At 71.5% G+C, this 26,500-nt stretch carries 26 protein-coding genes and 1 pseudogene; 11 read left to right on the forward strand and 16 right to left on the reverse strand.

Annotation, left to right across the window (positions count from 1 at the left end; genetic code table 11):
* Positions 1 to 73: 73 nt before the first annotated feature.
* Positions 74 to 1,657, reverse strand: coding sequence for an amidophosphoribosyltransferase (gene purF, locus QWJ13_RS08195; RefSeq protein ID WP_316521907.1), 1,584 nt, complete (start codon positions 1,655 to 1,657; stop codon positions 74 to 76).
* Between the two features lie 262 nt (positions 1,658 to 1,919).
* Complete coding sequence (locus tag QWJ13_RS08200; protein WP_316521909.1) at positions 1,920 to 2,765, reverse strand: diacylglycerol kinase family protein; 846 nt, start codon at positions 2,763 to 2,765, stop codon at positions 1,920 to 1,922.
* Between the two features lie 126 nt (positions 2,766 to 2,891).
* Here QWJ13_RS08200 and QWJ13_RS08205 point away from each other — a divergent pair, with 126 nt between their 5' ends.
* The gene (locus tag QWJ13_RS08205; RefSeq protein WP_316521911.1) at positions 2,892 to 4,175 is read left to right on the forward strand and encodes an adenylosuccinate synthase; all 1,284 of its coding nucleotides are present in this window, start codon (positions 2,892 to 2,894) and stop codon (positions 4,173 to 4,175) included.
* A 121-nt stretch (positions 4,176 to 4,296) separates the two neighbouring features.
* Positions 4,297 to 4,899: a GNAT family N-acetyltransferase gene (locus tag QWJ13_RS08210; RefSeq protein WP_316521913.1), complete on the forward strand. Its 603-nt coding sequence runs from the start codon at positions 4,297 to 4,299 to the stop codon at positions 4,897 to 4,899.
* A gap of 12 nt (positions 4,900 to 4,911) precedes the next feature.
* On the opposite strand, the gene QWJ13_RS08215 is transcribed toward QWJ13_RS08210, so the two are convergent.
* From QWJ13_RS08215 to QWJ13_RS08230, 4 genes are read right to left on the reverse strand one after another with little or no spacing between them, the layout of a single operon-like run.
* Positions 4,912 to 6,000, reverse strand: a complete 1,089-nt coding sequence (locus QWJ13_RS08215) for a radical SAM protein (RefSeq protein WP_316523928.1) — start codon at positions 5,998 to 6,000, stop codon at positions 4,912 to 4,914.
* A complete protein-coding gene (locus QWJ13_RS08220) occupies positions 5,936 to 6,553 on the reverse strand; it encodes a class IV adenylate cyclase (RefSeq protein WP_316521917.1) in 618 nt (205 codons plus the stop codon). The genes QWJ13_RS08215 and QWJ13_RS08220 overlap by 65 nt, the downstream gene beginning before the upstream one ends.
* Positions 6,554 to 6,567: 14 nt before the next feature.
* Positions 6,568 to 7,149 carry an AAA family ATPase gene (locus tag QWJ13_RS08225; RefSeq protein ID WP_316521920.1) on the reverse strand — a complete coding sequence of 194 codons (582 nt, stop codon included), beginning with the start codon at positions 7,147 to 7,149 and terminating at the stop codon, positions 6,568 to 6,570.
* A gap of 19 nt (positions 7,150 to 7,168) precedes the next feature.
* Positions 7,169 to 7,669 (reverse strand): ATP-binding protein, encoded by a 501-nt coding sequence (locus tag QWJ13_RS08230; RefSeq protein ID WP_316521922.1) that lies wholly within the window; start codon positions 7,667 to 7,669, stop codon positions 7,169 to 7,171.
* A gap of 207 nt (positions 7,670 to 7,876) precedes the next feature.
* Here QWJ13_RS08230 and QWJ13_RS08235 point away from each other — a divergent pair, with 207 nt between their 5' ends.
* Together QWJ13_RS08235 and QWJ13_RS08240 are read left to right on the forward strand one after the other, a co-directional pair.
* On the forward strand, positions 7,877 to 9,058 hold the full coding sequence (locus tag QWJ13_RS08235) for an NsdA family TPR-like regulatory protein (protein ID WP_489753394.1): 1,182 nt from the start codon (positions 7,877 to 7,879) through the stop codon (positions 9,056 to 9,058).
* Positions 9,055 to 9,357: a hypothetical protein gene (locus QWJ13_RS08240; RefSeq protein WP_316521926.1), complete on the forward strand. Its 303-nt coding sequence runs from the start codon at positions 9,055 to 9,057 to the stop codon at positions 9,355 to 9,357. Before QWJ13_RS08235 ends, QWJ13_RS08240 begins: the two co-directional genes overlap by 4 nt.
* A gap of 300 nt (positions 9,358 to 9,657) precedes the next feature.
* Here the strand turns inward: QWJ13_RS08240 and QWJ13_RS08245 are convergent, their stop codons facing one another.
* A complete protein-coding gene (locus tag QWJ13_RS08245) occupies positions 9,658 to 9,813 on the reverse strand; it encodes a hypothetical protein (protein ID WP_316521927.1) in 156 nt (51 codons plus the stop codon).
* Positions 9,814 to 10,101: 288 nt separating this feature from the next.
* Here QWJ13_RS08245 and QWJ13_RS08250 point away from each other — a divergent pair, with 288 nt between their 5' ends.
* The 3 genes from QWJ13_RS08250 (at position 10,102) to metG (ending at position 13,104) form a co-directional block, all read left to right on the forward strand.
* Complete coding sequence (locus QWJ13_RS08250; RefSeq protein WP_316521930.1) at positions 10,102 to 10,950, forward strand: helix-turn-helix domain-containing protein; 849 nt, start codon at positions 10,102 to 10,104, stop codon at positions 10,948 to 10,950.
* Positions 10,947 to 11,147: a DUF397 domain-containing protein gene (locus QWJ13_RS08255; protein WP_316521932.1), complete on the forward strand. Its 201-nt coding sequence runs from the start codon at positions 10,947 to 10,949 to the stop codon at positions 11,145 to 11,147. The genes QWJ13_RS08250 and QWJ13_RS08255 overlap by 4 nt, the downstream gene beginning before the upstream one ends.
* Positions 11,148 to 11,352: 205 nt before the next feature.
* The gene (gene metG, locus QWJ13_RS08260) at positions 11,353 to 13,104 is read left to right on the forward strand and encodes a methionine--tRNA ligase (RefSeq protein WP_316521934.1); all 1,752 of its coding nucleotides are present in this window, start codon (positions 11,353 to 11,355) and stop codon (positions 13,102 to 13,104) included.
* A gap of 55 nt (positions 13,105 to 13,159) precedes the next feature.
* On the opposite strand, the gene cutA is transcribed toward metG, so the two are convergent.
* The gene (gene cutA, locus QWJ13_RS08265; RefSeq protein ID WP_316521936.1) at positions 13,160 to 13,489 is read right to left on the reverse strand and encodes a divalent-cation tolerance protein CutA; all 330 of its coding nucleotides are present in this window, start codon (positions 13,487 to 13,489) and stop codon (positions 13,160 to 13,162) included.
* 64 nt (positions 13,490 to 13,553) lie between these two features.
* On the opposite strand from cutA, the gene QWJ13_RS08270 reads away from it, so the two are divergent.
* Positions 13,554 to 14,393, forward strand: a complete 840-nt coding sequence (locus QWJ13_RS08270; protein ID WP_316521938.1) for an alpha/beta fold hydrolase — start codon at positions 13,554 to 13,556, stop codon at positions 14,391 to 14,393.
* A 31-nt stretch (positions 14,394 to 14,424) separates the two neighbouring features.
* On the opposite strand, the gene QWJ13_RS08275 is transcribed toward QWJ13_RS08270, so the two are convergent.
* From QWJ13_RS08275 to QWJ13_RS08295, 5 genes are all read right to left on the reverse strand, one after another.
* Entirely contained in the window at positions 14,425 to 15,348 is a 924-nt protein-coding gene (locus QWJ13_RS08275; protein WP_316521940.1) for a class I SAM-dependent methyltransferase, read from the reverse strand.
* 45 nt (positions 15,349 to 15,393) lie between these two features.
* Positions 15,394 to 16,416: an NAD(P)/FAD-dependent oxidoreductase gene (locus QWJ13_RS08280; protein WP_316521942.1), complete on the reverse strand. Its 1,023-nt coding sequence runs from the start codon at positions 16,414 to 16,416 to the stop codon at positions 15,394 to 15,396.
* A gap of 79 nt (positions 16,417 to 16,495) precedes the next feature.
* Complete coding sequence (locus QWJ13_RS08285) at positions 16,496 to 17,425, reverse strand: hypothetical protein (RefSeq protein ID WP_316521945.1); 930 nt, start codon at positions 17,423 to 17,425, stop codon at positions 16,496 to 16,498.
* A gap of 316 nt (positions 17,426 to 17,741) precedes the next feature.
* Complete coding sequence (locus tag QWJ13_RS08290) at positions 17,742 to 18,311, reverse strand: GNAT family N-acetyltransferase (protein ID WP_316521947.1); 570 nt, start codon at positions 18,309 to 18,311, stop codon at positions 17,742 to 17,744.
* Between the two features lie 23 nt (positions 18,312 to 18,334).
* Positions 18,335 to 19,246, reverse strand: a complete 912-nt coding sequence (locus QWJ13_RS08295; protein ID WP_316521950.1) for an NAD(P)-dependent oxidoreductase — start codon at positions 19,244 to 19,246, stop codon at positions 18,335 to 18,337.
* Between the two features lie 105 nt (positions 19,247 to 19,351).
* Here QWJ13_RS08295 and QWJ13_RS08300 point away from each other — a divergent pair, with 105 nt between their 5' ends.
* Positions 19,352 to 19,693, forward strand: a complete 342-nt coding sequence (locus QWJ13_RS08300) for a winged helix-turn-helix transcriptional regulator (protein ID WP_316521952.1) — start codon at positions 19,352 to 19,354, stop codon at positions 19,691 to 19,693.
* Positions 19,694 to 19,740: 47 nt separating this feature from the next.
* Here QWJ13_RS08300 and QWJ13_RS08305 read toward each other — a convergent pair whose 3' ends face one another.
* Entirely contained in the window at positions 19,741 to 20,163 is a 423-nt protein-coding gene (locus QWJ13_RS08305; RefSeq protein WP_316521955.1) for a DUF350 domain-containing protein, read from the reverse strand.
* Between the two features lie 277 nt (positions 20,164 to 20,440).
* Here QWJ13_RS08305 and QWJ13_RS08310 point away from each other — a divergent pair.
* Positions 20,441 to 20,950, forward strand: a pseudogene (locus QWJ13_RS08310) (GNAT family N-acetyltransferase); the annotation flags it as partial.
* A gap of 298 nt (positions 20,951 to 21,248) precedes the next feature.
* Positions 21,249 to 23,078 carry an NHL domain-containing thioredoxin family protein gene (locus QWJ13_RS08315; protein ID WP_316521957.1) on the forward strand — a complete coding sequence of 610 codons (1,830 nt, stop codon included), beginning with the start codon at positions 21,249 to 21,251 and terminating at the stop codon, positions 23,076 to 23,078.
* A 62-nt stretch (positions 23,079 to 23,140) separates the two neighbouring features.
* Here QWJ13_RS08315 and QWJ13_RS08320 read toward each other — a convergent pair whose 3' ends face one another.
* Together QWJ13_RS08320 and QWJ13_RS08325 are read right to left on the reverse strand one after the other, a co-directional pair.
* Positions 23,141 to 24,448, reverse strand: a complete 1,308-nt coding sequence (locus QWJ13_RS08320) for a M18 family aminopeptidase (RefSeq protein ID WP_316521959.1) — start codon at positions 24,446 to 24,448, stop codon at positions 23,141 to 23,143.
* Between the two features lie 203 nt (positions 24,449 to 24,651).
* Positions 24,652 to 26,481, reverse strand: coding sequence for an acyl-CoA dehydrogenase (locus tag QWJ13_RS08325; protein WP_316521961.1), 1,830 nt, complete (start codon positions 26,479 to 26,481; stop codon positions 24,652 to 24,654).
* Between the last annotated feature and the right edge of the window lie 19 nt (positions 26,482 to 26,500).

Raw genomic sequence — 26,500 nt, forward strand, 5'->3', positions numbered from 1 at the left:
GGGGTGGTTCTTCGGAACAGCAGGGGGTGGAACAGCGGTGGGGCCCCGGTTCGCGGGACCCCACCGTGGGTTCTTACGGTCGGCGCAGCGCGTCGGCCGCGCCCGCCCCGCCGAGCAGCGACTGGACGCCGTCCAGGTCGCTGCCGCTGGTCGGCTTGCCGCGGACGGCCGGCGGCTGCTGGCCGCCCTTGATCTCGGCCTCCAGCAGGAGCTTGCCGAGCAGCGCCGGGTCCGGCAGCTCCATCGGGTACTCGCCGTCGAAGCAGGCCCGGCAGAGCCGGTCCTTCGGCTGGGTGGTGGCCTCGATCATGCCGTCGAGCGAGATGTACGAGAGCGAGTCCGCGCCGAGGGTGCGGCCGATCTCCTCGATGGTCATGCCGTTGGCGATCAGCTCCGCGCGGGTGGCGAAGTCGATGCCGAAGAAGCAGGGCCACTTCACCGGCGGCGAGGAGATCCGGATGTGCACCTCGGCGGCGCCCGCCTCCCGCAGCATCTTCACCAGCGCGCGCTGGGTGTTGCCGCGGACGATCGAGTCGTCCACGACCACCAGGCGCTTGCCGGCGATGACCTCGCGCAGCGGGTTGAGCTTGAGCCGGATGCCGAGCTGGCGGATCGTCTGGCTGGGCTGGATGAAGGTGCGGCCCACGTAGGCGTTCTTCACCAGGCCGGAGCCGTACGGGATGCCGCTGGCCTCGGCGTAGCCGATCGCGGCGGGGGTGCCGGACTCGGGCGTGGCTATCACCAGGTCGGCCTCGACGGGGGCCTCCTTCGCGAGCCGACGGCCCATCTCCACGCGGGAGAGGTGCACGTTGCGGCCGGCGATGGCGGTGTCGGGGCGGGCCAGGTAGACGTACTCGAACACGCAGCCCTTGGGCTTGGCCTCGGCGAACCGGGAGCTGCGCATGCCGTTCTCGTCGATGGCGATGAGCTCGCCGGGTTCGACCTCGCGGATGAAGGAGGCGCCGCAGATGTCCAGCGCCGCCGTCTCGGAGGCGACCACCCAGCCGCGCTCCAGCCGGCCGAGCACCAGCGGGCGGATGCCCTGGGGGTCGCGGGCGGCGTAGAGGGTGTGCTCGTCCATGAAGACGAGCGAGAAGGCGCCCTTGACCTTCGGCAGCACGACCTTGGCCGTCTCCTCGATGGAGAGGTCCGGGTGGCCGGCCAGCAGGGCCGTCACCAGATCGGTGTCGTTGGTCGCGGCGTTCCGGCCGGAGCGCGAGACGTGCTCCTCGCCGGGCAGTTCGGCGACCATGGCCGCCAGTTCGGCGGTGTTCACCAGGTTTCCGTTGTGCCCGAGGGCCAGCGAACCGTGCACGGTCGCCCGGAAGGTCGGCTGGGCGTTCTCCCAGACCGAGGAACCGGTGGTCGAGTAGCGGGCGTGTCCGACGGCGATATGCCCGTGCAACGACCCCAGCGAGGCCTCGTCGAAGACCTGGGAGACGAGTCCCATGTCCTTGAAGACGAGAATCTGGGAGCCGTTGCTCACTGCGATGCCCGCGGATTCCTGACCGCGGTGCTGCAGGGCGTAAAGGCCGAAGAACGTGAGCTTGGCGACCTCCTCGCCGGGAGCCCAGACACCGAAGACGCCGCAAGCGTCCTGGGGGCCTTTCTCACCGGGAAGAAGATCGTGGTTGAGTCTTCCGTCACCACGTGGCACGCCTTCGAGTCTAGGGCAGTTGACCAGGGCTTCCGGAACCCGGGACTGCCGGTTCGTCCGGTGACGGCGGGTTAACGCGCGTAGACAAAACCCCTTACACGCTGGGGATTTCGGGTGGGGGGAATTCCCGCGGGTGGCGGTTGGCCTTGTGGTTCGCGCCTGTTGGGGAGTTCCGCGCGGATGGCGGCGGAGGCCGGGGCGGGGCGGAACGTGAGCCTGCTCACCCGGGGCCCCCGCACCGGCTCCGTACGGGCTTCGCCGCTCAGGCCGCCGGCAGCAGCAGGCCCCAGGCGGCCGGGTGCACCGTCCAGGTCCGGGCGCGGACCGGGCCGACGGGGTGGCCGTCCGCCTCGTAGCCGAAGCCCCGCCCGACCACCGAGACGCTCGCCGCCCGGGCGCGCACCAGGGCTCCGGAGGCGGCGACCACGACCTCCAGCTCGCCCGTCCCGTCCGAGGCGCCGGACGGGAGGGTGACCTGGACCAGCCGGACCGGCCGGTGGACGTCCGCGAGCAGCCGGCCGTCGGCCTCGACCCGGACCCGGGAGCCGTGGTCGGCGCCGTCCGGGGTGAGCACGTTCGCCTGCTCGGCCGCAGCCAGTTTCGCCCATAGCGAACGCCAGCCGCCCGTACGGCCCACCGGTCGGCGCCCGCTCCCGCCGGTGATCCGCACCCCGCCCAGCGCCACCCCGCCGCCGTCGTCCACCATCAGGTCCAGTCGGCGCGACACGCCCGAGAGCACCGCCCGCGCGGCCCGGACCGGCTCCTCCGGCACGCCGAGCGCGCGGGCCGCCACCAGCTCCTCGGAGCGGCCGACCGGAACCATCCCGACCGGTTCGGCGCCCAGCTCACGCTGGCGATGCAGCGCCTGGAGCACCCGCTGGAGCGCGAGGTCGGAACCGATCACCACCGGTCGCCTCCGGCCGCGGTGCGAAAGCATCCGGTCGAGCTCGGAAGGGCTCTCCGGGAAGGCCACCTTGACGTCCGCGCCCCCGCAGAGCACGTCCTTCGCGATCCGCACTGACTCGCCGTCGGTCTGCCGGGCCACCGGGTCGAGGAGCAGCAGGAGCGGCTCCGGGCCGCCGGTAGCAGGCGTGGACAGGGACGACACGACCGGTCCTTCCTCAGGTAATCTCTCGGTGCAAGAGCCCCTTGCGCCATTGCGCCAGGGGCTTCGTCTATCTCGGGGCAGACTGCGGCCTACGCAGGATGCCCCAACCGGAAGGGGTGTACGCCTGTGCCGGCACTCGTGCTCGTTGGCGCTCAGTGGGGAGACGAGGGCAAGGGGAAGGCCACCGACCTCCTCGGCGGCTCCGTCGACTACGTGGTCCGCTACCAGGGCGGCAACAACGCCGGTCACACGGTGGTCATCGGCGACCAGAAGTACGCCCTGCACCTGCTCCCTTCCGGAATCCTCAGCCCGAACGTGACGCCGGTGATCGGCAACGGCGTCGTGATCGACCCGGCCGTGCTGCTCTCCGAGCTGGCCGGTCTGAACGACCGCGGCATCGACACCTCGAAGCTGCTGATCTCGGGCAACGCCCACCTGATCACGCCGTACCACCGCACCCTGGACAAGGTCACCGAGCGCTTCCTCGGCAAGCGCCGGATCGGCACCACCGGCCGCGGCATCGGCCCGACCTACGCGGACAAGATCAACCGCGTCGGCATCCGGGTCCAGGACCTGTTCGACGAGTCGATCCTGCGCCAGAAGATCGAGGCGGCGCTGCACGACAAGAACCAGATCCTGGTCAAGCTGTACAACCGCCGCACCATCCCGGCCGACCTGGTGGTCGAGGAGTACCTGGGCTACGCGGAGAAGATCAAGCCCTTCCTCGCCGACACCACCCTCGTCCTGGACGAGGCGCTGAAGGCGAACAAGGTCGTCCTGCTGGAGGGCGGCCAGGGCACCCTGCTCGACGTCGACCACGGCACGTACCCCTTCGTGACCTCGTCGAACCCGACCGCGGGCGGCGCCTGCACCGGCGCCGGCATCGGTCCGACGAAGATCGACCGGGTCATCGGCATCCTCAAGGCCTACACCACCCGCGTCGGCTCGGGCCCGTTCCCGACCGAGCTGCTCGACGAGGACGGCGAGGCGCTGCGCCGCATCGGTGGCGAACGCGGTGTCACCACCGGCCGTGACCGTCGCTGCGGCTGGTTCGACGCCGTCATCGCGCGCTACGCGACCCGGGTCAACGGCCTGACCGACTTCTTCCTGACCAAGCTCGACGTGCTGACCGGCTGGGAGCAGATCCCGGTCTGCGTCGCGTACGAGATCGACGGCAAGCGGGTCGAGGAGCTCCCCTACAACCAGTCGGACTTCCACCACGCCAAGCCGATCTACGAGACGCTGCCGGGCTGGACCGAGGACATCAGCAAGGCGAAGTCCTTCGCCGAGCTGCCGAAGAACGCCCAGGCGTACGTGAAGGCGCTGGAGGAGATGTCCGGCGCGCCGATCTCGGCCATCGGCGTCGGCCCGGGCCGCGACGAGACGATCCAGATCAACTCGTTCATCTGAGCCCGAGCACTTCGAGGGCCCCGCGGGATCCGTCCCGCGGGGCCCTCCGCTTTGACCTTCGATGTTTGCACTAGTTCAAACACCTATTGCCTCTAGTGCAGACCGGGTCTACTTTTGGATCATGACCGCGAAGCTGCCTTCCCCCGTCACCCTCACCGGCCGCCACATCCGCCTGGAGCCGCTGGAGCGCCGCCACGCCGCCGACCTCTGGGCCGCCGTCGGCTCCGAGCCCGAGGTCTGGCGCTGGACCATGCACCTGCCGCCCGCCTCGGAGCAGGAGCTCGGCGCCATCGTCGACACCCGCGTCGCGGAGGAGGCGGCCGGCGAATCGGTGAACTTCGCCGTGATCGACCTCGCCACCGGCCGGGCCGTCGGCGCCACCGGCTACCACGACTTCAGCGCCAAGGACGAGTTCCTGGAGATCGGCGGCACCTGGTACGCCCGCTCGGCCTGGCGCACGGCCACCAATACCGAGGCCAAGCTGCTACTGCTTCACCACGCCTTCGAGAACCTCGGCATGGGACGCGTCTTCTGGAAGACCGACGCCCGCAACGAGCGCTCCCGCACCGCCATCCAGCGCCTCGGCGCCCAGTACGAGGGCACCCACCGCCGCCACCGCCTGCGCCCCGACGGCACCTGGCGCGACAGCGCCTACTTCTCCATGCTCGCCGACGAGTGGCCGTCCGCCAAGTCCCGCCTGACGGAACGCCTTTCCCGGGGCTGATCGCCCCGGGGCTCAGGCTGCGACGCCGTACTGGCCGGTCAGTCGCCGGACTTCGGCTTCCTTGAAAGCCCGCACTTCCTCCACGATGCCGCTCTGCAACAACTCGTCCACGCGAACGCAGAGGTCCATGCGCTGGATGCAGACACCGACCATGTACTCACCCTGCTCGGTGAGGTACAACCTGATGCCGTAGTAACCCTCCTGACAGTCCGTGTCGTTGTTGAACCGGCATCCCGCACAGGTGACCGGAAGCCGCACCGGCAACAGCCGCTTGACGTAGACGGCCCGGCTGCCGAGTGCTCGGTAGAGGGTCCGTTCATCGGAGGTGCCGGCAGTGAACGTCCGGAGCACCGGTTCGGCACCGACACGGGCCAGCACTTCCGAGATCGCCGCGATCGACTCCGGTCCGTCCTGGATGCTGGTGAGCATCCGCACATCCGCGAACTGGCCGTACGACTCCACCAGGTTGACCACCCGGTCCACGTGGGCCGGTCCGGGGACGACGATGTTCACCGAAACCTTCACCCCGTTGGAGACGGCAGCGCGGATGGTCTGCTCGGCAGCACGGATCTTCGCCTCGGCCAGCCCCGCCGACCTGAAACGCTCGGACTGAACAGCCCGGAGTTCTCGGGCAGTTGTGCCGAAGACCGAGACGTTGACCCGATTGAGGCCCGCTGCCGAGCACTCCGGCATCACCTGGCGCCCACGCTCTCCGTTACTGGTCATTCCGACGCTCAGCCCCATGCCGGTGAGCGCCGAGACCAGCGAGGGCACTCCCGTATGGAGAGTGGGTTCCCCTCCGGTGAGATGGACCTCGTCCGCCTCGAACGCCGTTGCCACGGTCCGCACCGCCCGTCGGAAGGACATGTCGGGGGCCATCCTCGCCGCGAGGAAGTCGACTCCGTTCGTCTCACTGTAGATCGACACACGTCCGGTCCCACCCGGCCCCGACAAGAACGGCAGCAGGGTACGACCGCGATTGTCGGCAGTGACCGGCGTTCCCTCGTTGTGGCAGAACGTACAGGCCAATCCGCAATCATCGATCACCTTGATGCGGATGGTCCTGTCCTTGACCACCCTGACGGCTGGACTCTTGATCACTGACAAGGTGTGCTTCCTTTCCCTCGAACGTGAGCCGGGGAATCGCCTCGATGTCGATCCCGTACCGGCGGTAGACCTTGGTCGTGTTCTCGCTCGTCAGCTCGGCCGGCGAGAGGCCGAGTGCGAGCGCGGTCGCATGGACGTGATCGGCGCTGTCCCCCTCGATCTCCAAGTACGGGGGGATCAGGGGCCAGTGGTCGATCTCGATGGCCGCGCCACCCAACGTCCAGGAGGAACGGCGATTCTCCTGGTACGCCTTGGGCTGATAGCCGAGCTTGCCGAGCAGCGTGTTCGTGACGTCGAAGTCGCCGACGGTCGTCTCCGTCTCCATGACGCCGTCGATCGTGTCGGAGTGGATCTCCTTCACGCAGAGGGTGACGTCGATGCCGGTATCGCGCAGGCGCACCCATGTGCCGGGGCGGCCGGGGATGTCGTACACGTAGCGGCGCTGGAACCGGTCACCCAGATGCTCCGCCCCTGACTGGACCAGCAGCGCGCGCATCGTCTCCGGTTCGACACCGAGGACCTTTACTTCGAACTCATTTGCGGTCATGGACAGTTGCCTTCCTAGGGGAGCCACGGAACGCGCGAGCGCACGATATCGGCGATGCCACGGGCCACCTCTTCGGGCGCGCGACCCGTCCCGTCCACGCCGAGCAGGCCGAACGCCCGGTACACACGAGAGCTCTCCGCCACGTTCGGCTCCTCCCGCTGGTGCCAGTAGCTCAGCGTTCCCCCCTCAGCCCGCCGACGGAGGCGCTCCTGGCGAACGTGCTCGTCCACCTCCAGCAGGATCGGCACATCCGGAACGAGAACCCCGGGCGGAAATTCCGCGGCGCAGTCGTACCCCATCGCCCTGTGCGTGGCGATGGTCCGAGGGAAGTAGGACTCCACCACGACCGCCCGACCGCCCTCGGTGATCTCCCGGGCCGTCTCCGACTTGATGTGGTTCGCCATGAGCCACCAGTGGAACCGCGCCACCAGATTGCCGCTCGCGTCGACCTCTGCCCGCATGCGGGAGAACGTCGGCAGGGCGTCGTCCGCGAGGTGAACGCCGTTGACGCAGGCGGCGACCAGCGGGGCGACGGTCGTCTTCCCGCTCGCGCTCAGACCATCAAGGGTGATGAAGGTGCCTCGAACCGCATCCATCCGAATTCCATTTCATCCGTCAGGCTTCCTGACCTGGGGCGGCGCTGTTCACGCCGGCTGAGCGGTTCGGCCTTCTCGCCCCCAGCTCGAACCAGACCCACTTGCCGACCGGGGCCCAAGCCACTCCCCACCGGGAGGAGAGGGCTTCCACCAGCCCCAGGCCATAGCCGGACTCCGCTTCGCTCTTCTGGCCCATGTGGCATGGGAGTTCACGGGACGAGTCCCGGACGCCCACCCAGATCGACACCTCCTGCCGACTCACCAACACGCAGATCCGCGTGCAGCCCGCGTGTCGAACCGCGTTGGCTACCAGCTCGCTCACCAGGAGCGTGGCCACCTCCGTCAGCTTCTCGGCGGACCAGGCCGCCAATGCAGCCGCCACCAGCTTTCTTGCCTGTGCCGCCGCTTCGGGACGGCAAGGCAACTCCAGACGGCAATCGAGGTCATCCGGCCGGACCACCGGGATCTCGACGAGCACAAGCTCGTTGGGGCCATCGGGCGTTGCGGTAACGCTCGACATGAGGCCTCCACTCCGTGAGCAGGTCAAAAGGATCATGTCGCCGAGGCCTTCCGTCGGAGTTGACGTAATCGGCCGATTACCCTGGGCGACTGGAATCCATCAAACGCCTGCGGCTCGGGTTGGGACAGGGCAATCCTGTAGGCAGAAGTCAGGCAGTTCACTAGGCTGTCTGGCCCTCGATATCGGCACCGCAGAGACGGGCCTCAGATGACCAATGACGCTCTACGGCGGCTTCGTCTCAGGCGAGAGTGGACTCAAGGCGAGGTCGCGCACCGCGTGAACATAAGGATCACGACCGCGACAGACCGAGAGTCTGCGATTGACGCCAATGCGATCAGCCGACTAGAACGTGGCGTGATCAGCTGGCCGGACGCCAATGTTCGCGATGCTCTACGCAACGTCTTCGGCGTGGCCACGAACGCAGAGCTGGGACTGTTCCCGAAGCGGACCCGGCGGGACCGCGAGGAGGTGAGCGAGTCGAAGCGCCGAGACTTCCTGGCCGTCTCCCTGGCCTCGATCCTGCCTGAAGTGATGCCTTCCCCATCCTCCTTGGGGATGAAGGACGTTGACGACATCGCCGAACGGACCTTCGCGCTGGAAGAGTGGGACCGACGAAGCGGCGGACTCGCCACACGCCATCTGGCCTTCGGCGAACTCCGAAGCGTTGTCGAGCTCACCAGATCATCAATGGGGCCGCGCGTCCGGGACCGGCTCTGCGGCCAGATCGCCAACCTTGCCGACCTCGCGGCGTGGTCAGCGTTCGACGCAGGCCAGTGCGCGCCCGCGCGAAGCACGTTCGGACTCGGCATCAAGGCGGCCCAGGAGGCCGACGACGACGGGCTCCTGTGCCATGTCGCAACCGGCCTGGCCCGCCAGGAGATCGCCGAGCGCAAACCGAAGGAGGCCATCGGTCTGGCCGACATGGCGATGACGAACGTCCCTCTGTCCGCACTGGCGATGATCGCAGCGGTGAAGGCCCAGGCATACGCCATTCAGGGGGACGAGGCCGAGGTCGTACGACAGATCTCCCTTGCCGAGTCGATCTACAGCCGAGTCACCGACCTCCGCAGCGAGCCACGCTGGATGTGGTACTTCACCGAACACAAGCTCCACGGCGAGACCGGTCATGCCCTCTACCTGCTCACGATGGTCAAGGGAGGGCCGGTCTCCGACCTGGTGTCCAGACTCCGCCGAGCCGTGGACTCCCAGACCTCGAATCGGGCCCGTTCGAAGGCGATCGACACTGCCCACTTGGCGACGGTGCTGTACCGCCAAGGTGCTCGGGAAGAAGCCGATCACTACGCCCGCACCGCCGTCGACCTTTCCACCGTGGTCCGCTCCGTACGACTGGACGCCGCACTGGCCGAAATGAGGAGAGCCCGAACATGACCATCGAAGACGTGATCAAGGAAGCCACCGCCCGAGGCATCAGCGGACTGCCCGAATCCTCCCGGCTGACCCACGCCAGGGTGTGGCCGGGCGCCTCTCAGTGGGTCGGCGAGGTCGGCGAGCCGCCCCACAACGAGACCGTGGGCGGAGGTTTGTTCGACACCAAAGAGGAGGCTCAGGAAGCCGCCTTGCAGGCCATCACCGAGGGTCGATCCACGTTCCTTGCGCTGCTTCCGGCTGATCTCGCGGCAACGGCCGTGATGTGGCCGGAGCCGACCGTGAACGTCTGGGATGCCTGACGGTCAACATGAGTGGCCGTTCTGGCGCACCAGCCCAGAACGGCCACTCGCACAGATTCCTGCTTTTGACACCGAACTCTCATCCACCGGCCTGCGCCCCCAAGCGACTTGGGGGCGCGGGCATTGTTCTCCCGTAGGGCAGTAACGATCACCCCGGTCCGGGCCTGCGCGAAGAGCGCAGGCCCGGACCTCTTCGCGGGGTGCGTCGCCGCTTCGGCTCGGCCGAAGCGGCGACGCCCGACCGGACGGGCGGGGGGCGGGGGGCTGAGCTGATCGCCCCGGGGCTCGGGCGGCGGGGCGCTACTTGCGCTCGCCGCGGGCGGGGCGGCCGGCGGCGAACTCGGGGTTGGCGGGGCGGGGGTCGCAGGCCTGGATGTTCACCAGCCAGACCAGCCAGCCGACGAAGAGGACGGCGAGCAGGAGCGCCGAGAGTCCGGCGACGAGGAGGGTGTTCACCGGGGTACGGAAATGCGGTGGTGGGGAAGGCGGAGAGGCTTGGGGAGTGGCATGGCTGTCTCCGGTCGGTGATTTCGGGTATCGCGACCATGCATCTGACGACTGTTTAGACGACAACATGTCAGCGAGTGACACGGACGACCATAGGGTCAAGGTGCCAGAGTTGCTACCGAGCGGGAGAACGTTCACTCCATCGTGGTGTATCCCCGGTTTCGGTAGCTAGGGCCTGGTGTGCGCGGCACACTTCACCGGAAGCATCGACGCAGCCGCGACCCGGAGAAGAGAGTCATGCCACCCCGCTTGTCGCCGACCGTGCGCCAGCAGCGCCTCGGGATCGAGTTGCGCAGGATGCGCGAACAGGTGGGCGTCACGCCCAAGAGCCTGGCCGCCACCATCGGCACCGACCTGCCCAAGATCTCCCAGATGGAGAACGGGAAGTCGGGCATCAGCGCCGAGCGGCTGCGGATCTGGGCCGGCACCTGCGGCTACGAGGACGGCCCTTACCTGGACGCGCTGTTGGCGATGACCCAGGACCGGCGCAAGTACTGGTGGGACGGCTTCCGCGGCCGACTGCCGAACGCGATCATCGACATCGCCGAGATGGAGCACCACGCCGACTCCCTGTCCATCCTGAACAGCACCTTCATCCCCGGCCTGCTCCAGACCCCGGAGTACGCCGCCGCGGTCTTCGAACGGCTCCCCCCGCAGTACCGGCAGGAGGCGGAGGTCCGGAAGGGGTTCCGGATCCGGCGCCAGCAGGTCCTCGTCGACCAGCCGAAGCCGTACAGCGCGTTCCTCCACGAGTCCGCGCTGCGCATGCAGTTCGGCGGTCCCGAGGTGCTGCGCGAGCAGTTGCGGAACCTGCTGGAGAACTCCGAGCGCCCCGGGCTGGAGATCCGGGTGATCCCGTTCAGCGTGCCCACCTACACCGGCTCCGGGGAGAGCCTGTACCTCGCCCGGGGGCCCGTCCCGGAGCTCGACACCGTCCAGATCGACCTCTCGCACGGGCCGACCTTCGTCCACTCCCAGGCCGAACTGGCCTCCTACCGTCGGATCAAGGAGGTCACCGCGGAGATCGCACTGGAGCCGGACGAGTCCAGGGATTTCATCCGAACACTGCTGAAAGACTTCACATGAGCAGGTGGCGCAAGGCCTCGGCCAGCGGGGAGAGCGCCGACTGCGTCGAAGTCCGGGCGGCGGGGGAGCTGGTGGAGATCCGCGAGTCGGACCGGCCCGAGGTCGTGGTGCGCACCACGCCGCGCAAGTGGGCCGCCTTCGTCCGCGGGGTGAAGTCCGGGGAGTTCGACCGGTACGGCGACTTCTCCCGGCCGTGACGTCCTCCGGCTCGGTGGTGGCGTCCGGCTCGGTGGTGGCGTCCCGCTCGGTGGTGGCGTCCCGCTCGGTGGTGGCGTCCCCCTCGGTGGTGGCGTCCGGCTCGGCTCCCCCGCGGCCGCTAGGCTTGCAGCCCGCAGTGGACCCCAGCGCCTGGCACGGCCCTCCGGCTGGGGTGCCGTGCGGGAGAAATCGGAGCATCCGAGGATGGCTCGGCACCTGATCACCAGCGCCCTTCCGTACATCAACGGGATCAAGCACCTGGGCAACATGGTCGGGTCGATGCTCCCGGCCGACGTCTACGCCCGCTACCTGCGCCGGCGCGGCCATGACGTGCTGTTCATCTGCGCCACCGACGAACACGGCACGCCCGCCGAACTGGCCGCCCAGGAGGCCGGGTTGCCGGTCGCGGAGTTCTGCGCCCGGGCGCACGAGGCGCAGCGGGCGGTGTACGACGGCTTCGGGCTCTCCTTCGACCACTTCGGCCGCAGCTCCTCGCCGCAGAACCGGGAGATCACCCAGGAGATCGCCCGCGAGCTCCAGCGCAACGGCTTCATCGAGGAGCGCGCGATCCGCCAGGTGTACTCCAACGCCGACGGCCGCTTCCTGCCGGACCGCTACATCGTCGGCACCTGCCCGCACTGCGGCTACGACAAGGCGCGCGGCGACCAGTGCGAGAACTGCACCCGGGTGCTGGACCCGACCGACCTGCTGGAGCCGCGCTCGGCCATCAGCGGCAGCGCCGACCTCGAAGTCCGGGAGACCCGCCACCTGTTCCTGCTCCAGTCCAAGCTCACCGAGGAGGTCGACGACTGGGTCTGCGCCCACGGCGAGGACTGGCCGGTGCTGGCCTCCTCGATCGCCCGCAAGTGGCTGACCGAGGGCCTCCAGGACCGCTCGATCACCCGCGACCTGGAGTGGGGCGTCCCGGTGCCGGCCGACGTGTGGCCCGAACTGGCCGCCGAGGGCAAGGTGTTCTACGTCTGGTTCGACGCCCCGATCGAGTACCTCGGCGCCACCAAGGAGTGGGCGGACGCGGCCCCGGCCGGGCAGCTGCGGGACTGGAAGTCCTGGTGGTACGAGGTCGACGAGTCCGTCCGGTACACCGAGTTCATGGCCAAGGACAACGTCCCGTTCCACACCGTGATGTTCCCGGCCACGCTGCTCGGCTCGCGCCGCCCGTGGAAGAAGGTCGACTACGTCAAGGCCTTCAACTGGCTGACGTACTACGGCGGGAAGTTCTCCACCAGCCAGAAGCGCGGGGTCTTCACGGACGTCGCGCTGGAGCTGCTGCCCGCCGACTACTGGCGCTACTTCCTGATGGCGCACGCCCCCGAGTCCGACGACTCCAGCTTCACCTGGGACCTGTTCGCCTCGGTGGTCAACAAGGACCTCGCCGACACCCTCGGCAACTTCGTCAACCGGGTGCTCACGTTCAGCCGCAAGCGCTTCGGCGAGGACGTCCCGGGCGGCCACCCCGCGGGCGAGGCCGAGCGGCGCCTCGGCGAGCAGGTGGCCGGGCTGCTGGCCGAGTACGAGGCCCAGGTGGAGGCGCTCAACTTCCGCAAGGCGGCGCAGGCGCTGCGCGCGCTGTGGAGCGCCGGCAACGCGTACCTGGACGAGAAGGCGCCCTGGCTCCAGGTGAAGACCGACCCGGACGCGGCGGCGCTGACCCTGCGCACGGCGATGAACCTGATCCACCTGTACGCGGTGGTCTCCGAGCCGTTCATCCCGACCACGGCGGCGGCGATGCGCGGGGCCTTCGCGCTGCCGGAGGACTCCCCGGCGGCCACCCGCGACTGGATCGGGGCCGAGGAGGCGCGGGCGCTGGACCTGGTGCCGGCCGGAACGGCGTTCACGGTGCCGCCGGTGCTGTTCGCCAAGATCACGGACGAGGAGCTGACGGCCTGGACGGCGCGCTTCGGCGGCTCGGGCGGCTCGGGCGGCTCGGCGGCGTGAGCGGGCGGCCGGGCCGGGTGGCTCGGTGCCGCCGCTCGGCCCGGCGGGTCCGGCGCTACTCCGTCGTCTCGCCGGCCACCCAGGCCAGGTAGTCCGCGCTGCCGCCGGCCACCGGCACGACGATCACCTCGGGCGTCTCGTAGGAGTGCCGCTCGGCGACGAACGCGCCCAGCCGGTCGGCGAGTTCGGCCCGGGTCTTGAGGTCGATCCGCCACTCCTCGGCGTCCCGCACCTCGCCGTCCCACCAGTACACCGACCGTACGGGGTACACCTGGGCGCAGGCCGCCAGCCGCTCCCGCACCACGGCGGACGCCAGGGCCCGGGCCTGCTCCTCGCTCTCGTGGGTGGTGGTCACCACGACGACGTGCCGCTCGCTCGCTGTCATGCCCCGACGCTACCCGGCCCGAATCTCCGTTGCCCGGCCCGCCGGTGGTTGCCACGATCGTCCGATGACGACCTTCAGCGGCCACGACGGCACCCGGCTCCACTACCGCGTCCTCGGCGAGGGCGAGCCGCTACTCGTCCTCGCCGGCGGCGCGATGCGCGACTCCGCGTACCTCGGCGACCTCGGCGGCCTCTCCGCGCACCGCGCCCTGCACGTCCTCGACCTGCGCGGCACGGGCCGGTCGCAGCCCCCGGCCGACCCGACCAGCTACCGGGTGGACCGGCAGGTCGCGGACGTCGAGGCCCTCCGGGCGCACCTCGGGCTCGACCGGGTGGACGTCCTCGCCCACTCGGCCGGCTGCTCGCTCGCAACCCTGTACGCACTGCGGCACCCCGGGCGCGCCGGGCGGCTGGTCCTGGTCACGCCCAGCCTGCGGGTCTTCGGCGACACCGTCACCGAGGACCACTTCCGCGAGGCGGCCGAGGCCCGCGGCCTCGGCGAGGAGGAGTGGTACCCGGCCGCCTGGGCCGCCGTCCGCACCGCCGCGGCCGGCGGCGCCGCCGATCCGGACGACCTGGCGCCGTTCTTCCACGGCCGCTGGGACGCCGCCGCCCGCGCCCACGAAGCCACTCGCGACGCCCAGAGCCACCCGGAGGCCGCCACGGCGTACCTCGACGGCGGCTACGAGCCCGCCGAGGTCCGCGCGGCCGTCGCCGAACTCGCCTCCCCCGCGCTGCTGGTGGCCGGCGAGTACGACCCCGCCCCGCGGCCAGGGGCGGTCCGCGCCGCGGCCGCGCTGTTCCGCCACGCCCGGACCGTCGTCCAGCCCGCCGCCGGCCACTACCCGTGGCTGGACGACCCGGGCGCCTTCCGCCGTACGGTGGCCGACTTCCTCGCCTCCTGACCGGCGGAGTCGGCGGATCGGTCCCGGCGGATCAGTCCCGGCGGGCCGTGTGGACGGTCATCGCGGAGAGGTAGAAGGCGTCCGGGCGGTGCAGGATGCCGGTGGGGGCGTGCTCGTCGAGCAGGGCTTCCAGGGTGGCCCGGTCCTCGGCGTCGAGCTGCTCGGCGAGCTGGTCGTGCAGACGGGCCAGCCGGGTGCGCAGGTACCCGCGCACGGGGCCGGCCAGCGGGGCCGGGTGGTCCACCAGGAAGGTCCGGGTGCCGGTCGGGGTCAGCCCGGCCCGCCCGAGCATGGCCGGCCAGTCCTCGATCTCGGCGGTGCTGTCCGGCAGTTCGGCCCGCATGGTGCTGAAGCCGTCCTCGTGGGCGGCATCCATCCGGGCCTGGAAGCCGGCCCGGCCGAGCCCGAAGTCGCGCGGCAGGAAGCGGGCCGGCAGGCCGCGTTCGGCGACCGCGAGCAGCCCGCCGGGCCGCAGCACCCCGGCGAGCGAGGTGAGGGCGGCCTGCTGGTCGCCCAGGTGGTGGATGGCGTTGCCGGACCAGATCAGGTCGGCCTCGCCGAGCTTGTCGAACTCGGCGGGCAGGTCGGCCTGTCGGGTGCCGAGCCGACCGCCCGTACGGGTGCGGGCCCGCTCCAGCAGGGCGGCCGACTGGTCGACGGCCACCACCTCGGCGGTCGGGAAGACCTCGGCCAGCAGTCCGGCGATCACACCGGGGCCGCTGCCGACGTCCAGGACCCGCCGTACCGTGCCCTGCCCGCCCTGTCCGCCCTGTCCGTAGAGGCCGAGCAGCCAGCGGCCGGCCTCGATGACGGCGTCGGCCCGCAGGTCGGCCTCCAGCTCCAGGTGCGCGGCGAGCGCGTCCCAGTCGAAGTCGGCGGCGGGGACGTGCCCGTGGGAGTGGCCGTGGGAGTGGGAGTGGCCGTGGGAGTGACTGTGCTGCTGGTGCGTTGACATCCGGATGCTCCGATCGTGGGTTCGGGTTGACGAAAGCTTCCCCGCTCAGGCGGGCAGGGCGGCGCCGGACGCGCGGTAGCGCTCGACCGCCCGCTCGACCTCCTCCGCCGCGAGGTCGTGGTCGAGCGCGAAGGCCGCCGCCGCGCCCATCCCGGCGGCGGTGACCACCTGGGCGCGCGGGTCGGCGACGTTGCCGACCGCCCACACCCCGGGGAGGCTGGTGCGGCCGGTCCGGTCGGTGGTGACCCAGCCGCTGTCCTCGCGCGCGCAGTCGAGCCCGAAGAGCAGGGCGTCCCGGGGCACCGGCTGCGGGAAGACGAACACCGCCTCGCGCGGCACCACCTGCCCGTTCGCGAGCTCGACGCCGCGCAGCCGCCCGTCCTCGGACACCAGGCGGACGATCCGGCCCTCGACCACCCGGACCTCCCGGGCGGCGAGCCGCTCCCGCTCGGCGTCGGTCAGCACGAGGGTGTGCGCGAGCAGCACCACGTCCGCCGACCACTGCCGCAGCAGCAGAGCCTGACCGACCGCCGCCGGGCCCGTGCCGAGCACGCCGAGCGGCCGGTCGCGGACCTCCCAGGCGTGGCAGTACGGGCAGTGCAGCACGTCCCGGCCCCACCGCTCGGCCAGACCCGGCAGCTCCGGCAGCCCGTCGCGCAGCCCGGTGGCGACGACCACCCGGCGCGCGTGCAGCACCGGGCCGCCGGCCAGGTGGACCACGAAGCCCGGCCCGTCCGACTCGGCGGGCTCAGCGGGTTCAGCGGGCTCGGCGGGCTCAGCGGCCTCGATGTGCTCGACCCGGGCGGCGATCAGGTCCACCCCGTACCGGGCGACCTCCTCCCGCCCGACCGCCAGCAGCGCCGCCGGGGGCATGCCGTCCCGGCTCAGATAGCCGTGCAGGTGGGCGGCGGGCGCGTTGCGCGGCTCACCGGCGTCCACCACGGCGACCCGGCGCCGGGCCCGGCCCAGCACCAGCACGGTGTTCAGCCCCGCCGCTCCGGCGCCGACCACCACCACGTCGTAGCGCTCGTTCTCCTTGTTCCCGGTCGTCCCGGCCGTCTCGCCCATGGCGCTCACCTCCTCCGCCAGGCTGCGATCCCCTTCACCGCATCGGCAAGCTTTGTTGCCGCCTCAGCAAACCCCGCGGTCACGCCTCCGTCCGCCTCCAGTACGACCGGGCGGCCACCGCCAGCGCGACCCCGTACCCGGCGAACCCGCACATCCCGACCCAGCCGACCTCCAGGGCGCTCTGCTCGCTCGCCAGCTCACCCAGCCTGATCCGCGCCACCCCGACGGTGCACAGCCCCAGGTAACCGACCCCGAACACCCCGTACGGCGCCAGCGTGGCCGCGCCCAGCAAGGCCGGGGTGAGCGGCAGCCAGCGCGGCACCCGACGGCCGCTCAACGGCAGGGTCCAGCGCGGGAAGACCTGCCCCCACGGGCGGACCAGCCCCCAGAGCAGGAACACCCCGAGCAGCGCCAACAGCACCGTGCCGTCGAGCCCCCAGCGCTCCAGCAGGAGCCAGAGCCCGGAGGAGCCGTTGCGCACGTAACCGGCGTACATCTCGTCGCCGCTCATCCCGGCGAAGCTGCCACCGAGCGCCCAGACCAGCTTCATCAGCACATACGGCACGAACGCCAATGTGCCCGCCCAGGCGGCGAGTTGGACGAGCGGCGGGGCGGCGGTGGGAGCCAGCGTGGCACCTGAGCCACCGCGGCTGCCGGGCCGCAGGCGCCGCGCGGCGGCGGCCGACAGCACCGCGCCCACCGCCGCCAGGGCGCGCGCCACCGTGTCGGGGACGCTGTCCACCCGCTGCCCGAACAGCAGCGTCACCAGGTCCATCAGCAGGCCCCACGCCCCCACCGCGGCCGCCCCGCACAGCAGCCACAGCAGCCGGCGCACCGGCCTGCGCCGCACCACCGCCCCGCCGGCCACGGCCGCGACCGCCCCCAGGCCGGCCACCGCCCACCCTGCCCAGGAGGCGCCGAACAGCGCCGCCCCCTCCAGCGCGCACCCCAGCCCGAACCCGGCGCACCCGACGCCCCAGCCGGCCACCGCCCACCCGATCCTCGTCATGACGCCAGGCTCGCCCCCACCACCCGCGACGCCCCTCCCCCGGCGCGGTGATCCGGCTCCCCCACCCGGGGGAGACGCCACCCTCCCGTTCGATCGTGAGGCTGCCCGGCGACTCGGCACGCTGCGCCCTCACGATCCAGGCCGACCGAGATCCCCGTCCTCGACACATGGACCTGATGATCGCGGCCACCGCCTCCGCCCACGGCCTGCCGCTCCACACCCGGAAGACGGATGACTTCATCGGCCTGGAGCAAGGAGTGGACGTCATCGCGGTGTAGCGGGCCCGCCCGGCCGGGGTGGCCGGGCGGGGCGGGATTCACCCCTGCGGGGCGGCGAAGCAGTGGACGGTGACGGTGCGGCCGGAGGCCCAGCGCTGGTCGTCGCTGCCGAGGAGGGTCCAGCCGAGCCGGCGGTAGAGGGCCAGGGCGGCGGTGTCGGTGGCGAGGACGTCCAGGACGGGATGCAGGCCGAGCGCCCGCGCGTGCGCCACGGCGTAGGCCAGCAGACGGGCGCCGACGAGGCGGCCGCGCGCCGCGGGTGCGACGTAGAGGCGGCCGATCACGGTGGTGAGTTCCGGCGGTCCGCCGGTGCGGTGGCTCCACAGGGTGGGGGCGAGGTCGCCCGGCGCGCTGCGGGCGAGGCCGACGTGTCCGGCGAGCCGACCGTCCGCCTCGGCGACCCAGGCGGCGAGCAGGCCGTCCGGGGTGAGCCAGGCGGCGGGACGGTCGGGCCACTCGGCGGGGTAGCCGTCGGCGGTGTGCACGTCGCCCAGCACCCGGACGCAGTCGGCGAGGTCGTCGGCGCGGCGCGGTCGGACCGCCACCCCCGCCCCGGCCTGCCACGAGTCGGACGCGACGACGGTGGCGCGTTCTTCGAGGTCTTCCATGCCGGTACGTTACCGGCCGGCCCTCACCGTCGCAGCAGGTCGACGACCCCGGTCAGGTCCTCCGCGCCGCCGCCGACCTCCAACCGACGCGCCATCAAACGGAAGTACGGCTCCAGCAGTTCGCCGCTCACCCGCTGCTCCTCGGCGGTGCGTCGCAGCGTCTCCTGGCCGGCCACCTGCATCGCCAGGTTGGACACCACGCCCCGGGTGTAGTCGCCGCTCTCCAGCCGCTCCGCCGTACCGGCCACCGAGCCGGACATCGCGGTCAGCCAGCTCCCCAGCAGCGGCGCCAGCTCGCTCGGCGCCACGGACTCGCCGCGGACCAGCGCGAAGGCGTGCGCGACCCCGGCGAACATCCCGTACATCGCGCTGAGCAGCGCCACGTCGTGCAGCGCCGCGTGCCCGGCGTCCGCGCCCACGTACCGGGTGCCGGCCGGGACGGCGAGGGTGGCGCCGTGCGCCTCGAACAGCTCGGCCGAGCCGCTGTAGAACACGTACGCCCCGGCCCCCGGAACGCCGATCATCGACGGGACGGCCATGATCCCGCCGTCCAGGTAGCGGGCGCCGCGCCGTTCGGCCCGGGCGGCGCGCTCCCGGGCCTGCCCGGGGGTGCTGGTGACCAGGTTGACCAGGTCCTTGCCGGCCAGGTCGAGGCCGTCCAGCGCCTGCTCCACCGAGGCGTCGTCGAGCAGGCAGACGACCACCAGCCGGTTCGCCGCGACGGCTTCCCCTGCGGTCGCGGCGACGGCGGCACCACGGGCGGCGAGACCCTCGGCGCGGGCGGCGGTGCGGTTCCAGACGGTCAGCGGGTGCCCGGCGGCGAGCCAGGCCTCGGCCAGCGCGGTGCCCATCGCGCCGAGGCCGAGCAGGGTGAGCGGGGCGGGCGCGGGCTTCGAGGAACTCTCGGACGGGTGCTCAACAGGGTTGGTTTCCATGGCAGTCAGCCTCCGCGCCGCCCCCGGAAACGATCAAGTACGCACTTCGAAGTGGGTGGTTACCCTGGGGTGAGCATCGAGGTCGGAAGGCCGGGAGGGGTGGGCATGGCGACCGTACCGAGGCCCGGGGCGTACGTCTGCGGGACCGACGCCGCGATGGACGTGATCGGCGGCAAGTGGAAGGTCTCGATCCTCTGGGCCCTCGGAGAGCGCCCGAGCTGCCGCTTCGGCGAGCTGCGCCGGCTGCTGCCGGGGATCACCGAGAAGGTGCTGACCACCCACCTGCGCGAGCTGGAGGCGGACGGCATCGTGCACCGGGAGGCGTACGAGGAGGTGCCGCCCCGGGTCGAGTACGCGCTGACCGAGGCGGGGCGGCGGCTCAACACGGCGCTGGGGCCGCTGGGCGACTGGGGGCGGGAGCACGTGCTGGGCCGAACACCCGCGTAGCGGCCCGGCCGGTCGGGCGATCGCGGCCGACACCACCGCCGGGCCGGTCAGGCGATCGCGGCCGACACCACCGCCGCCACGGCGATGTTGCAGGCGGCCGACACCCACACCGCCGGGTGCGGCTCCGGCTCGACCAGGATCGCGCCGAGCTTGCCCGGCGTCAGCAGGTCCACCAGCCAGAACGCGACGGCCATCAGCAGCAGCCCGAGCAGGCCGTAACAGGCCGTCGAGACCAGGCCCTTGGCGAAGTCGGCGTAGGTGTACATGATCGCGGTGAAGACAATGCCGCCGATGCCGAGCAGCGCGGAGCTGAGCAGGACGGCGGCGTTGCGGTTGCGCTCGACCCAGATCTGGTGGCCGAGCCTGCCGGGCGTCAGCAGGTCCACCAGACCGATGCCGAGGAGCAGCAGCACCACGCCGAGGACGCCGTACGCCGCCGCCGCGCCGAGCCCGTGCAGGATGTCGTCCATCGTGGTTCCAGCCCCTGGTCCGCTCTCGCCGTCCCCCTGACCTGCCGGTCGGGGCCCCCGACCGGCGGGGTCAAGGGTTGGCAAAAGATACCCCACCCGGGTGAGCGGCGGACCGGGACCGGGAAACCGGAACGGTCGGTCCTCCTCCTGCACCAGGTGGTCGACGCAGGCCGCGACGGCCACCCGGCCGCGCAAAAGCACCGCCACGAAGCACCGCCACGAAGCACCGCCAGGAAACCCCGTCGCACGACGGCCCCCGATCCCCTTCAATACCGCCATGCACCCCGAGCTCACCACCACCGAACTGCGCAGCGAACGCCTCGACCTGCTGCCGATCGCCCCCGCGCACGCCGACGAGCTGGCCGCCGCCCTCGCCGACCCGGCCCTGCACGCCTTCACCGGCGGCCGCCCGGCCACCGTCGAGGAGATGCGCGCCCGCTGCGCCCGGCTCGCCGCCGGCTCCCCCGACCCGGCCGAGGCCTGGGGCAACTGGGTGCTGCGGCTGCGCGCCGACGGCGCCCTCGTCGGCTACGTCCAGGCCACCATCCGCCCGGACGAGGCCGAGGTCGCCTGGGTGGTCGGCACCCCGTGGCAGGGCCGCGGCCTGGCCGGCGAGGCCGCCCGCGCCCTGCTCACCCACCTCGTCAGCGCCGGCATCACCGACGCCGTCGCCCACGTCCACCCCGACCACCGCGCCTCCGCCAAGATCGCCCGCAGGCTCGGCCTCCACCCCACCGCCCGCTCCCAGGACGGCGAGACCCGCTGGGAGGCCGACCTCGCCCAGCCCGACCTCTTCCCGAACACCGGCGGCATGACGGTCGAGCAGGCCGACCGGCTGACCGCACTGGTCGAGGAGTGCCGCCCGGTGCTCGACGCCGAGGGCATGGAGGCGGTGCAGCGGCTGCTGGTCCAGCGCGGGATCGCCACCGTGCCGGCGATCGCCGTCACCAGGGCCCTGCTCGGCTGGAAGGCCACCCCGCTCCTGACCGCCCGGGAGATCGTCGAACTGAGCCCCGCCCGTCGCCCGTCGAACTGACCCCCGTCCACCCGGAATGCGGAAGCCCGGCGTGCGGTTTGATGGACGCATGGCATCTCGTGCACGTGTACGCGCCCCCGAGCTGGTCGGGGCAGGCGGTTGGCTGAACACCGGCGGCAAGGAGCTCACCCTCGCCGACTTCCGGGGCAAGATCACCATCCTGGACTTCTGGACCTTCTGCTGCATCAACTGCCTGCACGTCCTGGACGAGCTGCGGGAGTTGGAGGAGAAGCACCGCGACACCGTGGTGATCGTCGGGGTGCACTCGCCGAAGTTCGTGCACGAGGCCGAGCACCAGGCCGTGGTGGACGCGGTGGCCCGGTACGAGGTGCACCACCCGGTGCTGGACGATCCGGCGCTGGCCACCTGGAAGCAGTACGCGGTGCGGGCCTGGCCGACGCTGGTGGTGATCGACCCGGAGGGGTACGTGGTCGCCCAGCACGCCGGCGAGGGACACGCCCACGCGCTGGCCCGGCTGGTCGAGGAGTTGGAGGCCGAGCACGCCGCGAAGGGCACGCTGCGCCGCGGCGACGGCCCGTACGTGGCGCCGGAGCCGGTGGCCGGGGACCTCACGTTCCCCGGCAAGGCGGTCCGGCTGCCGAACGGCCACTTCCTGGTCGCCGACTCCGGCCATCACTCGCTGGTGGAGCTGGCCGAGGACGGCGAGACGGTGGTGCGCAGGATCGGCGACGGGCAGCGCGGTCTGGTGGACGGCCGGAGCGGGGACGGCGCCGGCCCGCGGTTCAGCGAGCCGCAGGGCCTCGCGCTGCTGCCGGAGGGCTCGGCGTACGACGTGGTCGTGGCCGACACCGTCAACCACGCCCTGCGCGGCGTGCGCCTGGCCGACGGCAGCGTGACCACCCTGGCCGGCACCGGCCGCCAGTGGTGGCAGGGCTCGGCCACCGAGGGCCCGGCCCGCGAGGTGGACCTGTCCTCGCCGTGGGACGTCGCCTGGTTCGACGGCAAGGTGTGGATCGCGATGGCCGGCGTGCACCAGCTGTGGGCCTACGACCCGGCCGCCGGTACCGTCGCGGTCGCGGCCGGCACCACCAACGAGGGCCTGGTGGACGGGCCCGCGGCCGAGGCCTGGTTCGCCCAGCCGTCCGGCCTCGCGGTCTCCGCGGACGGCGGGACGCTCTGGGTCGCCGACTCCGAGACCTCGGCGCTGCGTTCGGTTTCACGTGAAACCAAGGCGGTCGAAACCGCCGTCGGCACCGGCCTGTTCGACTTCGGCCACCGCGACGGCGCCGCCGACCAGGCCCTGCTCCAGCACCCGCTGGGCGTCACCGTGCTGCCGGACGGCTCGGTGGCCGTCGCCGACACCTACAACCACGCGCTGCGCCGCTACGACCCGGCGAGCGGCGAGGTCAGCACGCTGGCCACCGATCTGCGCGAGCCCTCCGGGGCGGTGCTGGTGGACGGCGACATCGTGGTGGTCGAGTCGGCCCGGCACCGGCTGACCAGGCTGCGGCTGCCCGAGGAGGCGGTGCGGGTCGAGTCGGTGGCGCACCGCACCCAGCGCGCGGCCACCGAGGTCGCCCCGGGCGCCTTCCGGCTGGACGTGGTCTTCGAGGCGCCGAACGGCCAGAAGCTGGACGAGCGCTACGGGCCGTCGACCCGGCTGCTGGTCAGCGCGACCCCGCCCGAGCTGCTGGTCTCCGGCGCGGGCGCGGACAGCGACCTCTCCCGTGAGCTGGTGCTCTCCGACGAGGTCACCGAGGGCGTGCTGCACGTCTCGGCGATGGCCGCCTCCTGCGACGACGACCCGGAGATCGAGTACCCGGCCTGCCATGTGCACCAGCAGGACTGGGGCGTGCCGGTGAAGCTGGTCGCCGACGGCGCCCGCCGCCTCCCGCTGGTCCTCGCCGGGATGGAGTAACCCCCGAAGCAGCGCGACGGGGCCCGGCGATCTGTTCGCCGGGCCCCGTCGCGCTACGGGTGTCAGCCCTCCAGAAAGGCCTTGATCGCGCTCGCCAGCAGGTACGGGTCCTCCGCGCCGCACAGCTCGCGCGCCGAGTGCATGGAGAGCGCCGCGATGCCGCAGTCCACCGTCCTGATGCCCAGACGCGCCGCCGTGATCGGGCCGATCGTCGTACCGCAGGGCATGGCGTTGTTGGACACGAAGGTCTGCCACGGCACGCCCGCCTTCTCACAGGCGGCCGCGAACACCGCCCGGCCGACGCCGTCGGTCGCGTAGCGGTTGTTGACGTTGACCTTGAGGATCGGCCCGCCGTTCGGCAGCGGGTGGTGGCCCGGCTCGTGCCGCTCGCTGTAGTTCGGGTGGACGGCGTGGCCCATGTCCGAGGAGAGGCAGATGGTGCCGGCCAGCGCCCGGGCCCGGTCCTCGGTGTGGCCGCCGCGCGCGTGGATCGTCCGGTCCAGCACGTTGCCGAGCAGCGGGCTCATCGCGCCGGTGTCGGACTCGCTGCCGGTCTCCTCGTGGTCGAAGGCGGCCAGCACCGGGATGTACGGCAGGCGGTCGGCGCCCTCGGCGGTGGCGACGGCGGCGAGCGCGGCGGTGGCCGCGTGCACCGAGAGCAGGTTGTCCAGGCGCGGGGCGGCCAGCAGCTCGCGGTCGCGGCCCAGGTAGGAGGCGGGCTGGACGTCATGGGTCATGAGGTCCCAGCCGACCACGTCGGCGGCGTCCAGACCGGCCCGCTCGGCGACGTACGAGATCAGCGAGCCCTCGTCGACCGGGCCGAGGCCCCAGATCGGGGTGAGGTGGCGCTGCTTGTCGAGCTTCATGCCGTCGTTGACCTGGCGGTCCAGGTGGATGGCCAGCTGCGGCACGCGCAGCAGCGGCTCGTCCAGCTGGACCAGCCGGGCGGTGCCGTCCTTGAGCGCGAGCCGGCCGGAGAGGCCCAGGTCGCGGTCCAGCCAGGTGTTCAGCGGGACACCGCCGTAGATCTCCACCGCGACCTGCCGCCAGCCCGCCGAACCGGTGTCCGGCAGCGGCTTGACCCGCAGGTTGGGCGAGTCGGTGTGGGTGCCGACGATCCGGAACGGGGTCTCGGGGCCCGCTCCCTCCGGCAGGTACCAGGCGATCAGCGCGCCGCCGCGGATCAGGTAGCGCCCGCCGGCCGCGCCGTCCCACGCGTCCGTCTCGGCGACCTGTCGGAAGCCCGCCTTCTCCAGCCGCTCCGCGGCGCTCGCGACCGCGTGGTACGGAGACGGCGAGGTGCCGAGGAACGCGATCAGATCGTCGCTGTGCGTCCGGTCGAAGAATGCCTGGCGGGCGGCGGTCGGCATGGTGCTCCTGGGTCGAGTGAGGGCCGAAGCCGGAGGGGAGTCGGCTTCGCACCCGAGCATATGCCGGTGCCCGGACAGGGCGTTCGGAACGTCTCGCGAAGCACCCGACAACCGTCGGCGCAGACACCGAAGGGCCCGGTGGCAGCCGGGCCCTTCGGTGTGAGGGTGTGCGTCAGGCAGTCGGTGAGGAAGAGGGGCAGGCCTTAGAAGGCCTCCTCCGCCAGCTCCATGATCTCGTTGTCGATGCCCTCGGCGATCGCCCGCTGCGGGGCGATGGTCGGCAGCACGTTCTTGGCGAAGAAGCGGGCCGCCGCGACCTTGCCCTGGTAGAAGGGGACGTCCTTCTCCGAGGCGCCAGCCTCCAGCTTGGCCAGGGCCACCGCGGCCTGGCGCAGCAGCAGCCAGCCGACCACGACGTCGCCGGAGACCATCAGCAGGCGGGTGGTGTTGAGGCCCACCTTGTACATGTTCTTGACGTCCTGCTCGACCGAGGTCAGGTCGGCGATCAGCTTGCCGACGATGGCCTCCAGGTCGCCCGCGGCCTTGGCGAGCAGCTCGCGCTCGGCGGCCAGGGCGTCGCCGCCGGCGGCGGAGGCGATGAACTTCTGGATCTGCTCGTTGAGGGCGGTCAGCGCCTGGCCACCGTCCTTGACGATCTTGCGGAAGAAGAAGTCCTGGCCCTGGATCGCCGTGGTGCCCTCGTAGAGGGTGTCGATCTTGGCGTCCCGGATGTACTGCTCGATCGGGTACTCCTGGAGGTACCCGGAGCCGCCGAAGGTCTGGAGCGACTGGGCGAGCTGCTCGTAGGACTTCTCCGAGCCGTAGCCCTTGACGATCGGCAGCAGCAGGTCGTTCAGGCGCTCGGCGGCCTCGTCGCGCTCGCCGCGCAGCTTGGCGGCCGTCATGTCGTCCTGGGTCGACGCGGTGAACAGGACCAGCGCGCGCATGCCCTCGGCGTAGGCCTTCTGGGTGAGCAGCGAGCGGCGCACGTCGGGGTGGTGGGTGATGGTGACGCGCGGGGCGGTCTTGTCCATGAACTGCGAGATGTCGGCACCCTGCACGCGCTCCTTGGCGTACTCCAGGGCGTTCAGGTAGCCGGTGGAGAGGGTGGCGATGGCCTTCGTGCCGACCATCATGCGGGCGAACTCGATGATCTTGAACATCTGGCGGATGCCGTCGACCTTCTCGCCGAGCAGCCAGCCCTTGGCCGGGTGCTTGGCGCCGAAGGTCATCTCGCAGGTGTTCGAGGCCTTGAGGCCCATCTTGTGCTCGACGTTGGTGGCGTAGACGCCGTTGCGCTCGCCCAGCTCGCCGGTCTCCCAGTCGAAGTCGTACTTGGGGACGATGAACAGGCCCAGGCCCTTGGTGCCCGGCTTGCCGCCCTCGGGGCGGGCCAGCACCATGTGGACGATGTTCTCGGACATGTCGTGCTCGCCCGAGGTGATGAAGCGCTTCACACCCTCGATGTGCCAGGAGCCGTCCTCCTGCTGGATCGCCTTGGTGCGGCCGGCGCCCACGTCGGAGCCCGCGTCGGGCTCGGTGAGGACCATGGTGGAGCCCCACAGGCGGTCGGTCATCCGCTTGGCGACCTCCAGCTGCTCCTCGGTGCCCTCCTCGGCGATGACGCCGGCGAAGGCCGGGCCGGAGGAGTACATCCAGATGGCGGGGTTGGAGCCCAGGATCTGCTCGGCGAAGGCCCAGATCAGCGAGTTCGGGGTGACCTGGCCGCCGATCGACTCCGGGATGCCCAGGCGCCACCACTCGGCGTCCATGAAGGTCTGGTAGCTCTTCTTGAAGGTGGCCGGGACCGGCGCGGTGTTGGTCTCGGGGTCGAAGACCGGCGGGTTGCGGTCGGTGTCGGCGAAGGACGCCGCGAGGTCGTTCTCCGCGAGGCGCGAGATCTCGCTCAGGATGTTCTTCGCGGTCTCGACGTCCATGTCGGCGAACGGTCCGGTGCCGTACACCTGGTCGCGACCGAACACCTCGAAGAGGTTGAACTCCACGTCCCGCAGGTTGGACTTGTAGTGACCCATGGCCGTTATCTCCGGTTCG

The sequence above is a fragment of the Kitasatospora brasiliensis genome (genome assembly GCF_032654805.1).
Lineage (GTDB): Bacteria > Actinomycetota > Actinomycetes > Streptomycetales > Streptomycetaceae > Kitasatospora > Kitasatospora brasiliensis.